This is a genomic window from Flavitalea antarctica (assembly GCF_054461535.1).
In genome coordinates this window covers 14,731-27,161 of sequence record NZ_JBTLQG010000053.1, presented here as the reverse complement: position 1 = coordinate 27,161, position 12,431 = coordinate 14,731, and the positions used below count along the sequence as shown (strand labels likewise).

8 protein-coding genes are annotated in these 12,431 nt (G+C 43.4%); all 8 read right to left on the bottom strand.

Annotated features, from left to right (window positions below):
* Positions 1–260 (bottom strand): aromatic amino acid lyase (locus ACX0G7_RS25905; protein ID WP_458926448.1); only part of this gene is annotated, 260 nt, incomplete at its 3' end.
* Positions 261–439: 179 nt separating this feature from the next.
* Positions 440–1,729 carry a phenylacetate--CoA ligase family protein gene (locus ACX0G7_RS25900; RefSeq protein ID WP_458926447.1) on the bottom strand — a complete coding sequence of 430 codons (1,290 nt, stop codon included), beginning with the start codon at positions 1,727–1,729 and terminating at the stop codon, positions 440–442.
* Positions 1,730–1,753: 24 nt separating this feature from the next.
* Entirely contained in the window at positions 1,754–2,122 is a 369-nt protein-coding gene (gene acpS, locus ACX0G7_RS25895; RefSeq protein ID WP_458926446.1) for a holo-ACP synthase, read from the bottom strand.
* A 118-nt stretch (positions 2,123–2,240) separates the two neighbouring features.
* On the bottom strand, positions 2,241–3,947 hold the full coding sequence (locus ACX0G7_RS25890; protein ID WP_458926445.1) for a C45 family autoproteolytic acyltransferase/hydolase: 1,707 nt from the start codon (positions 3,945–3,947) through the stop codon (positions 2,241–2,243).
* A gap of 9 nt (positions 3,948–3,956) precedes the next feature.
* Positions 3,957–5,489 (bottom strand): phytoene desaturase family protein, encoded by a 1,533-nt coding sequence (locus ACX0G7_RS25885; RefSeq protein WP_458926444.1) that lies wholly within the window; start codon positions 5,487–5,489, stop codon positions 3,957–3,959.
* Positions 5,490–5,597: 108 nt separating this feature from the next.
* Entirely contained in the window at positions 5,598–9,467 is a 3,870-nt protein-coding gene (locus tag ACX0G7_RS25880) for a 1-acyl-sn-glycerol-3-phosphate acyltransferase (RefSeq protein WP_458926443.1), read from the bottom strand.
* A gap of 41 nt (positions 9,468–9,508) precedes the next feature.
* Positions 9,509–10,717, bottom strand: coding sequence for a DUF2062 domain-containing protein (locus tag ACX0G7_RS25875; protein ID WP_458926442.1), 1,209 nt, complete (start codon positions 10,715–10,717; stop codon positions 9,509–9,511).
* A gap of 78 nt (positions 10,718–10,795) precedes the next feature.
* Positions 10,796–12,415: a glycosyltransferase family 39 protein gene (locus tag ACX0G7_RS25870; protein WP_458926441.1), complete on the bottom strand. Its 1,620-nt coding sequence runs from the start codon at positions 12,413–12,415 to the stop codon at positions 10,796–10,798.
* Positions 12,416–12,431: the final 16 nt, after the last annotated feature.

Genomic DNA, 12,431 nt, shown 5'->3' with positions numbered 1-12,431 from the left:
TTACCACCTCCCGAACTATGGCTGCGGATCAGGTTATACTGCAGCTGCAGCACGTTTTCCGGGCTCACCTTAAACTGGGCCATTGGGCCAAATCCTGTATTGATACCGTAGATCAGTTTGTGGTCCGAAAAACGACGCAAAAAAGAATGGTTCTCAGAAACATTCAGTAAAGCAGCTTCGTCAAGTGACACTTTTTCCTGGTTGAACAGGATATTGTTGAAGTCATTTAAAGTCAGCTGATTTCCGCCTAGAATTACCATAGGGTTGCAAGAATTTATTTTGGTTAGACTTGTTTCGACCTGCTCTCGTAACAGACTCTGAGAAAACATGCAAAAGTAATCCAAACAAATCAGATTCAGCCCCGAAGAGAGCATGAACTGTGATATGTATTTGTTGTTATGCTGAAATCAGAAGATCAATTGTGGAATAGAAACCCAGCTTATCTCTTATCAAGAAATTTTACGGCCTTACGAACCGTTTCAGGAAATTGCATTTTCTGAATTTCCAAAGCAGAAGTATAGGTTACATGAGGGCTAACCCTTAGACGAGCCTGAAGATAAGCCCTGATTTTCCGATCTGTTTCTTCTGCCGAATTAACGGGCACGAGGTGTAGTAACACTTCATCCATACCTATATCGTTCGAATATACTTCGACCACATAATCCGTTATTTCTTCCATCTCGTTCAGCAGATCAAATAAAGCCGGTGGATATAAAGTAGTACCCTTGTATTTGATCATCTGTTTTTTTCTACCCATCACCGGCGAGAGTCGCATGCCCGGGCGCCCGCAGGCACACATATCATCAAAATACGTACAGATATCACCTGTTTTATACCTGATAAGCGGCATACCCTCAATGCCGAGTGTGGTTACTGTAACCTCGCCCGGTTGTCCCGGGGCCACCTGCATATCCTGTTCATCCAGCAATTCCACGATCACAAGTTCAGGATGAAAATGTCCGCCTCGCCCATGGCCACATTCTGTAAACGCGGTTTGCATTTCTGTAGACGCATAGGTAGAATAGAGATGAATATCCCATTCATCGGTAATTTTTTTTCCGAGGATGTTCAGGGTAAAGTCGTTGTTCCGGATATTCTCGCCAATACAAATCGCTTTTTTTACGGAAGTCTGATTAACATCGATCCGGTGTTCCTTTGCGTATTGGATAAGTTTAACAATAAAGGAAGGAACGGCCACGATCGCCGTGGGCTTCAATCGCTGAATGGTTTCCCATTGCATTGAAGGGACACCCGGGCCTACCCTGATGATGCCGGCTCCCATCTTTCTTATGCCAGAATAATAAGCAATACCCGCCATGAACTGACGGTCGAGTGTAAGCATTAGCTGATAAATATCGCCGGGGGTACCATCCGCACAAAGGAAAGAAAGGTATTCATTGAAAGCTAAACGTTGAAGATCCGATTCAGTAAGTGCAACAGTAACGGGTTTGCCAAGGGTTCCCGAGGTAGAACTGAATTCAACAATTTTACTTTTTGATACGCAAAGAAAATCATCATTATACTGTTGCAGATCTTCTTTTGTTGTTGGAGGTATCAACCGCAGATCATCTATAGTGTTGATCTTTTCAACATCAATTTCATTTTTCCTGAACAGATCCCTGTAAAAGGCTGATTGCCTGTTTACATATTCAAGGAGTTCCTGCAGCTTTTTTTCCTGCATGAGCCTTGTAGATTCTTTTGACTGGTATGCGGCGCCGGGTGAATACATGTTACGACTTTTAGAATAACCAGGTTATTCTATTACAACTACCGCGGATGCGATCGATTTAAGATGTGATAAAGAAACATGAATTTTATTGATACTTATCGGTGCAAGCGTCTTTGCAGTTTCTCCGAGAAGGTGGAGTTCGGGGCTACCCTCCTCATCATGCCTCACTTCTATTTCATTAAATGCAGTACCGTTTTTCCATCCCGTACCAATAGCCTTAAGAAAAGCTTCTTTAGCGGCGAACCTTGCAGCATAATGTTCAGCCTTATTGGCTTTGGGTTCACAATATTGTATTTCCTGTTCCGAAAAAACCATCTCTCTGAAACCCGATTCTTTTCCAATTTTTTTTGCTACTCTTGAAACTTCGATCATGTCGATCCCAACGCCCTTCATGATTTATATTTTTGCTGGAGAATACTATTTCCTTGCTGTGTTCTTTTGATTGAATATGGCGCAATTTAGAGATAAAGTGGTGTAGTGCAATAATTCTTGTTTGCAGCATTGATGGGCCCTACTTACTGCGGCCGGGGGTAACGTCGTCAATTTTTTTGAGCTGGGCGCGAATATGATTTTCTTCGGCTTTAGTAGCAATCTCCTTGGTAAGTGCGGTATTGTAATATGATCTGGCCTGCTCATAACGCCCGTGATTGAACGAGTAGTCACCGGCAAGCACATAGGTATGATAAAGATTGGGGTTCGTGGCAACAAGGCTGTCCGTATTAACAGTACCATCAACCGCTACCAGCTGTTTATAGTTACGATATTTTTCAAAATCGTGGAATGCACGCGTGGTTAAAAAAGAATCTGCAGGAATAGTCAGATCGGCTTCCATGATTTCGTCGTTATTTGTTTTCCCTTTTAATGCAAAAACCTTATTCAAATCATAAGCGATGTATTGACCAAGCTGCCATGGAGACGTACTTACCCAGACGATCAATTTCCTGGGTTCAAATACGATGGAGTGATGCGCGATCAACTGGTTTATCGCCTTTTCATTACCCATACCGATATCAGCGTTGTCAATGCCTTTCCGGTCTCTCAGAATGTTTACAGTTTTCTCAACAGTGTTTTTTCCATTATTTTCAAGGAGCTGCATAAGCCTTTTATACCGGTAGGGAGACGCGCTTTCCTTCATCTGTTGTTCGTTGGATTTTAACCCGGCCAGCCCCTTGCTCTGGAAGTGATTTGCACAAACTATATAGTTTTGCTCCGGATTGTATATACCAAGCGAGTCAGGAGTTTTCTCTATAACGATTGCCCTGTTATCCGAAGCGGAACCCACCAGGAATGATTCTGAAACAAACATTTTTCGCCTGCGGGTAATTGCAATCGCTTCATCTATATTTTTCGCGTATTGTAAAATTTCGCGTGCTACCAGTGAAACCGGGGTTGCAGATCCCGTTGGCAGGTCCGTTTTGGCGGCGTTGATGGTGATGGTTATTCCTTTTTCATTCATGCCAGAAACGGCCCCCACAAATCCGCCCCAGGTCACCGTCATCAGTTTATACCCTTTTTCGGGATTGTAAAAAGCCACGATCTTCTCTTCTGCAAATTTATCCCCTACATAAAAATCGAAGTTGCGGCCAATGATCATATTGCTGTCCCGGGACTGATCGTTCCATGTTCCGAATGAGGTACATCCTACGAGGGCCATGCTTTGTAAAGCATGACCGATGTCGTGAGCAGCGTGATAATTAAGAATGCGCTGGTATTTGGACCCTATATATTCATAGTTGTCGGAGGCTGACGCCGACACTCCGTAGATCTCGTCTTTATATTCTTCCGAAACATTTTTATCAAGCTTACGATTGAACCAACCGATAACATATTTAAGAAAATGTTGATAAAAAGTAGATGGGATCATCTTGTTGATCTGCTCAGTAAAGTGATCTTCCTGGCGAACAACGAGTTCCCGGGTTAGTTTTCCATTGATCACTCCCATATCGAATGGATTTCCTTCAACATAGAGCTCATAAAGACCGGTCTTACTTTTACGGAACCAGCTGTTATTAAGCGTATAGAGACCGTTTCCAAGGTCCTTCCGTTTTAGCTGCAGGCTGCGCTGATCTTCAATTTCCGGTGGGTCAACCCTGGACACAATCACCAGGTATATGATGCCTGTCACAATCAACACGAGCAATACCCCCAGGAAATACATCAAACCCACAAGGATCTTTCTTCCTGCAGAACGGGGTTTCTTTATTTGCTTATTTTTCAAGGCTTGTTTTTATGCGTTCCTGATACGGTCGATGAGATCCTCGTTACCTAAAATTGCGTTGCAGGTAGACACAGCGCTCATCGCCGCTCCGAGAATACCATGCATGTTGAGATTCTGACCTGTAAAATAAAAATTAGGGAGTTTTGTTCGGGGAGATATCATGGTTTTTAACGGATCCTGGAAATCTTTAGCAATTCCATACATAGTACCATCACCATTTCCCATATAATCGCGGTAAGTAAGCGGTGTTGCGGTGAAATATTTATCGATACAGTCGCGCAAAGTGGGGAACTTTTCGGTGACGAGATCAATCAATCTTTCAGCCCTCTCCTTTTTAAAAGCTTCGTATTGCTGGCCCCGACTTACCTCATCGGAAATGGTATTGAAGGTTTCCTCCCATTCGGCAACCTCGTCATACTTCATATAGGTCAAAATACTGACGGCCTTTGCATAGCGTGTTTTTGAACCGGGATCAATGGATCCGTGGTCTGAAAAACAAGGCATAAATAAAGCATAAACCAATGGCCATTCTTCACCGGAATAGTCTGTCGCGTTCCAGATCCTCCCCTTCTTATGGTAGTAATAATTGCTGGGCAGCTCAGGAAAGCAGCCTGGCTTAAGAATGATGTCAACAGAAAAAGAAGAGGTCGAATTTTTTAGCAACTTCACCCTGCTGCGAAAACTGTTGCGGATGACAGCAGATTCCAACATCTCCAGGGTTTGTGCCGGATGTACATTGGAGACAAAAGAGTCGGCCAGCAGAATGGAGCCGTCCTTCAATTTAACATGAGTAATGCGGCCATCCTCCTCAACAATTGATGACACCTCGGCATGCGTTTTCACTACACCTCCGAGAGCATGAATATTTCTCCGGATGAGTTTCGAAATCTGGGAACCGCCGTCTACACATTTCCAGCTGCTCTCTATATAGCTGTTTAGTATAAGCGCATGCACATAAAAGGGTGTCTTTTCAGGCTGTCCCGCATATAATAGATTATTGCCTGCAAGTACTGCCTGTAATTTCTCATTGTCAGTCAGCGAAGCTATATACGCTTTAGCATCCAGGCCCATCACTTCGGCTTTTTCCTCATAGGTTCCACCCGAACGTAAATTATAAAGAGGAAACTTACTACAGATTTCCCTGAGCTTGTCACAATAGGTTCTGATGGCATTTTCTTCACCCGGAAAATCTGCACTCAACAATTCAATAAAACGATCATATCCCTGGGCCATTTTATATTCCTTCTCATCATCACCAATCAATATGGTGTCAAAAACATCCGGCATGCGTTTGAGCCTGAGCTTGTCAATTATCCCCAGATAGCTGAAAATCCTGTGAAGGTTCTGACCGGGGTCCAGGCCGCCCAGGTAGTGCACACCTGTATCAAAAATCACCCGGTTTCGCACGTAAACCTGTAAGGCACCGCCGATCTGTTTGTTCTTCTCAAGCACACAAACCTTATATCCTTCCATAACAAGAAGGTTGGCAGCAATTAAACCACCGATACCAGCGCCGATAATTATGACATCATATTTCTCCATTGAGCACGAACATCAGGTTTATATTTTCCAAGATATGAATTGTTTCAGATAATTCTAATGGGCCATTCCCAGGTCTTAAAGTAATGCGTCGTTCCGGGTTGTACCTTGTTAACCAGCTGCCCCGGCGTCTTTGCGTTGCGCATTTTTCAATACAAAAACGATGTTCGAGGTAAATTTCGTATTGTCTATTTCCCGGCACTCAAAGCCATTTGCCAATGCCAGCTCCCTGATAAAATCACCTGAAAGAAATGAAAGCGACTTGCCCGATGTTTTATTGAAACCTATAAGTTTTGTTGAAAAGAATTCAGTGAGCCTGGTGCCTTTATGCCTTTCTTCAAGGTCCTTATTTCCATCCCGGATGATAACTATCCCATCTTCATTTGTATGTCTGAAGCATTTTTCGATCAATATCTTTTGCTGTTCCGGCTGCAGATAATGTAACATATCCGCGAGTATTATTGTATCATAATGCTGAAAAGGAAATTCCATCGCATCAGTTGCATGAAACCGTATGTGTTCTGTCCGGAGATAACAATGGTTAGCGGTGGTAATCTTTTCTTCATCGTAATCGATCCCGGTTATATCCCGCGCCGGTGATACAAAATGCAACATATAATCCATAAACCCATATCCACATCCGATATCGAGGATCTTCCCTTCACGGGGCACCATCTTATCAAACAACTCATAGTTGTTCTCGAGCCTGGTTTTGATCCGCATATACCATTCCAGCACCGGTCCTTTATATAGGTAGTTATAGATCAGTTGTTCCCTGAAATAAGCCGGCTTTTCTACTTCAGTTCTTAACTTTTCATACTCCTGCCGCATATATCTTCCAACGAGTTTTGCCTGCTCGGCATATCCGTTCCCGAAAGATTTATCCCCCGCTTTGATCCTGGGAAGATATTTCACGGTAGTTGGCGAATTCTTCAACAATAGATCTTTCTTTGTCAGGGTCATGCTGGTACCGTGCAACAAGACAGGTTGAATATCCAGCCCAAGTTTCTCCGCCAGCAAAAATGCGCCCTTATGAAACCTTGTGATTACTCCATCCGGTCTCCTGGTTCCCTCGGGAAAAATGAAAATAGAATAACCTTCATTAACCCGGCTTTTCAAAACATCCACACTTTCCTCACCACCTGATGATACCGGGTAGTACCCCGCCATCCTCACAACAGGGCCCATCAATGGAGAATCAAACACATCCTGTTTGATAAACATAATCAGTTTGGGATGCAGCATGGTAATCTCAAGAATGTCCAGGAACGACTGGTGGTTCGCAATCAAAACCACCGGGGTAGTTAACTTCTCGTTTTGAGGGTTTATGATCCTTTTGCGGAAATTAAACATGATGTAAACAATGGACCTGTTAAACATCATTAATATGAAATGATAAAGCGACCTTGACTGTTTCCTGAAAAATGGGTTTAATTGCAGAATTATGAAACCCATGAGCAGTACCACGGAACCCGCAAGCACAAAGTAAGCAAATGCAAACACCGAAATCAGCAAAGACAATAAGGTCCAGGGCGCAAATCTACGTTTGACCCTCCTCGTTATGAGGAAATCAAACAGGAATGGTATTAAGACCTGCGAAATAATGGCCACTGAACCAATACCGATGATTGAAACAAGCGCTATTGACCGGAGTGCAGGATGTTTGGCAAAGATCAGGACCCCCAGGCCGGCAATAGTAGTGATTGCAGAAAGAACGATAGACGATTTAAAAGATGAAAGGTTTTTCTTACCTGTTTTATATTCCTGCACCAACCCATCCATGATGAATAAGCTGTAATCATCTCCAAGACCAAAGATGAGCGCGGAAATAATGATATTTATGATGTTGAAATTTATCCCGGCAATAGCCATAAGGCCAAGGATCCAAATCCAGGTTATCATCATTGGTATGAAGGATACCAATGCCAGCTCAATACGGCCATAGGTGATAAGCAACACTGAAAAAACCAGCAGGGCACTCATCCATGCTATCTTGTTGAAGTCGTCATTAATGATGCCAACAAATGCGCCGGTCAGGTACTGTTTGTCAAGAACTGTTATTTCATCATTGCCCTCGAAATAATCATATACCAGGTTCTTTTTACCCGGCTCCACCTTCGCCAGCGTGACTACCGTGACCTGGCTTTCATTCACAGTAATAAAATCATCCAGGAAATTTTGTCTGAAGTTTTGCCGGCTTGCAGAGTCGAGCGGTTCGAATTCCTGATCCAGCATTGCTTTAAACTGTTCGAAAGCTGCAGGACGGAATTTAAGTTTAGCACCTTCGGTTTCAAGAACCTTTAGCAGACTGGACTTCCGGGTTGGAGTCCAGTAGTTGTTCCACCTGGAAATCTTCTCTGCCTGCAACGAATCTGAAAGTATCAGCGAAGAAACGCCGGCATAACGGGATATGCTTCCCTCCTTTTTGAGTTTTTCTATTTCAGATGCAAGCCTTTCATTTTTACGCAAGGCTTCATCAAGCGTATTTCCTTCAGTTACCAGGTAAACCGACTGAAGGGCATAAGCATTAACATCATTTAATTTTTTTTCTGACTCCCGCAGCTTATCAGACATATAATTCATCCTGATCATATCAGGTTCGAACTGAACATCTCCCGCGTACATGGCAAATACGATGGTGAGTACAGCAATGCATATAATAACGGGCTTATTTCTTTCGGGACGGTAATCCGCGATTTTATCTATCCAGGTCGGCTTATGTAAGACCTGTTTTTTTTCCGTTCCTATAAACTGCGGCAAAAAAATCAGCGAGCAAAGTGACGCTCCGATCAGGCTAAACGCGGCAAAAAGCCCGAGATCCCTTAACATTTCAGACTCTACAAACTGCAGGCAAAAAAAACCGCCGACCGTTGTAAGACTTCCTATGGTAAGTGGCATGGCCAGATCGGCCAGCACTTTTTTCATGTCGGGGTTATGCCGGTAATGATTGTAAACGTGGAGAGAATAATTTACGGCTATACCAAGCACAATGGAACCGGTACCGAGGGCTATCACCGAAATTTTCCCCTGGATAAAATAGATCATCGCCAGCGAAAAAGCCACACCGTAAATGACCGGTATCAGTATAATAAAAGGGGCTCTTTTTTTCCTGAAATAAAAACCAAGAAAAAAAACGATAAAAAGTATAGTGAAGCCTTGTGTATACAATGAATCTTTTCTCAACTGCAGCGCGTTCCCAACTGAAACAGCAACTGCTCCAAAATAGCTTGTTTCCACTTGAGGGAAAGTTTTGCCAAGGCTGTCGATAATGCGGTCAAGACCTTCCAGCATTTCGGCATTTTTACCTGTATTGGCAGGAGCATATTTCGGGGTGATGAAAAGCAGGAGGTGCCGGTAATCCCGGCTCACTACATAGTTATCATACAGTTCGAAATTCTCATCATACTGTAAGCCCTGCATTTTTGCAAGCCCAAGTGTGTTGATACCTACAGGATCACGCGCAATTAGTGTTTTCAATGCAAGCCCTGCCGGCGAAGTCAGGGTGCGGATGTTTCTTTCAAGTGTGGCCCTGACCCGTTCAGGTGTAACCAGGCTATCGATGGTTTTATAATCCTTTTCATCAAGGTACAGCGGCAGGTGAGCACTCACCGCATCAATCAGCTGGATCGTTTTTTCGTCTTCCACTTTATCCTGGAATCTGCTGATATAAGTTCCAAGCTTATTTTTTACTTCTTCTGAAAACAGTCCGGCAAAAGCAACCAGTGAATCAGGGGAGTTGACAGTATTTGAATCTACTGACGATATAGTTATCACAAGCCTGTCGGCAAACTTGGAGTTATTGAAGACCCGGGTAAGCTTTTCAATTTTTTTATCCTTCGGCAATATGCTTGATATGTCTTCTTCAAACCTGACACCTGCAGCGAAAACGCCGGCAACGGCCAGGGTGCCTAAGAAGAACACGTAAAAGATGACAGGATTTTTCCTGAAATAACTATATATATATGAAAAGAGATTCTGCATTTACATAAACTTACAACCGGGTACGGAAATTCGTTTAGCTGTCATTGTTTTTCCACCACTTGCCGGGATGATGACTGCCCGCCCATTTTTAAAAGGACCCATGCTATCAGCCCCGACAGAATGGCCGCAACAATCGCGAGCGTTATACTTCCATATATATATTGTTCAAGATTTGCTTTTATGGTTTCAAGGTTAATATCCCTGCTGAATGTCAGACTCATGACCCTGTCACCCATCCACCATGCCCCCATCTTATAACTTAAAAAAATAATCAGGGGTATCATTGGCGGGATACTTATGTTAGCCGCAATAATCACAAGTGCTTTGTTGAGCCGGAAAAGCATAGCGAGAAAAATTGCCGTCACCAACTGAAAGCCCCAGATTGGAATGATGCCCATAAATACACCGAATGCAACGGAGCAGGCTTTTCGGAGGTCCGACTGACCCGTATTAAAGAGTTGATTCCGCAATACCTCCATCAATTTTTTTTTTTGAAAAATCAACCGGAAAAAATCCCTCGGTTTTATCCACAAAAACGTAATAAAAACAAGGATGGTGTTCAGTATTGTGATACGGGTGAAATCTTTGAAAGGACGAAAATGCGACACACGTTCACCTTTAGGAGCATAATATACTTTTACAGGAATTGAGCGAATCGCTATCCCGCTCCATGATGAACGGACGAGCACCTCTATTTCAAACTCATATTTCCGTGTGATCCAGGTCCTGTTGCTGAGAAGATAAATCGGATACAGCCGGTAACCGGTCTGGGTATCAGCCATCTTAACACCCGTTTCAACATGAAACCAGAAACTGGAGATCTTGTTCCCGGTGCTGCTTTTACCCGGAACTGAACTTTGATCCATGTTTCTTGCCCCGAGGATGATCGCATCTCCCTTTGTTTTCAGATCAGTTACGAACAAAGGCAGGTCTTCCGCATAATGCTGACCATCCGAATCAATGGTAATGGCATACTTGTATCCGAGCCCGGAAGCAAATTTAAACCCCTGTCTCAATGCCCAGCCTTTCCCACGGTTGGGAGAATAACTTAACACCTGTACAATTGGAAAGCCGGCTAATAATTCAGCTGTGTTATCTGTAGAACCATCATTAACAACCAGGATATTTGTGGTATACCGCGTTAAGTCGTTAATGACCTGGGCGATGCTGCCTGCATTATTGTAAGTAGGGATGAGCACACAGATTTTGTACTTATCAAAGTCTGCCTGCCAGGTGGGTAAATAACTCATTTCTTGGTTTCGATCCTTTTTGTTCCGCTTTAATCCGTTTAAGCAACGGCCAGGCCGGAAGCGCTCAAAGATAGCAACTCAACGCAAAAATTTGCCTTTAAGTGTTTTGATATAACCGTCAAGAATAATGTGGAGTGAATCATTCGCATTTTCAAACAAAAAAACCCTTGTACCATCTTCCCTGAACATAGGCAAATCTAGTTTGCCCAGTTCCGTCACTTTCGAAAATTGCCTGAAGATTGGGTTTTCTCTTGAATAATCATCGTCGACATACAGCATATGATCAAAGTCGAATTTCTCAGGGAGCCATAATAAAAAAGACGCATTCGTGCTGTAAACTTCCGGTAGACCCAGTGCGGGGCCATAATAATTTAGAGCACCTGCAAAGGCATAACTGGAGCCGATTACGATGGTTCTCGACTTTTGGGGTTCCGGAATACCGGCATACGCCCGGGCGGTCATTGCAGTGATTTCTTTCCAACCCATCATATCCGCAAAATCCTGCGGCAATGGATGCTGCTTCAGATCTTCCCATTTATAATCGCCTGCTTTATACGAGCCAATCGTTTCGTAATATTTAACGAGGTTATCAGGCTTTGCTACGGGCAACAGGATCGGTACGGCCACAAGTCCGGTTCCTATTGCGAAAACCAGCATCGCATACCTGGTCCAGCGCCATGAAACCTCGGTTAGCCTTTCCAGCCAGGTCGCCCCAAAAGCAAAAAGCAAAGGATAGATCCCGAGAATGTAATAACCCTTACCCTTAAAATAAATCATCAGCAAAACAACGATAAAAAACGCCCAGGCATAAAACCGGAAAGGGCGACCCTTTGGAGAAAATATAAGGTAAACTAGTCCCGCGAGCCATACAAAAACCGCCGGTAGGTTCATCATAAACTGGCTGGTGATGAACTCACCGGTTTCGTTGTATTGAAGCTGGGTTTCCTTCAATTCGTTCATGTGAGTAATTACCGGGAACTTATGCTGGTATTGCCAGATAAAATTTGGGAGGAAGATCACGAGAGCTATAGCCGCTGCTCCGTAAAAATGAGGATTCCGAAATATCTTCCGCTGATCTGTGAACAACAGTCCACCCAATAATGCGATGATATAAAAAGCAACGGTATACTTACTCAACATACCAAGGCCCAGGCTTATTCCAAAAAAATATAGCCACTTTGTTTTTTGGGTTGAGATAAACTTTACCAGGCTGAAACCGATAAGGGTCCAGAAAAAGATCTCAATAAAGTTTGGCTGAAACAAATGGAAAACCCGGAGATACCCGCCAAAAATAAATGGAAGAAACCCCAGGACAAGTGCAAATTTCCCTCCCTTAAAATCAAGGATCGTTCTGCCTACCAAAAACCAGCAAAACCCGCCAACCAGGTTTGGCCATAATTTTATCCAGAATTCCCCTCCACCGGCCAGGTGTATCAGCCATGCAAAAACCGAAAGTACCGGTGGCACTTCCAAATACCCCCAGGCGAGATGTTTACCCTCGGCGAGATAGAGAAATTCATCACGGTGGGGCTGATAATATCCGTCCTGTATAAGAAAGGGGAGAATTATCTTGAGAAGAAAAAGTATATAGAGAAGTACTTTATTGGAGACAGCTTGTTTGCCATCACTTATAAGATGCACCGCAGGTGTATACATTGTTTTGCCTGCGGTTGCTGAACCCGGATTTAAAAATGACATTTATCAATATTAAGTG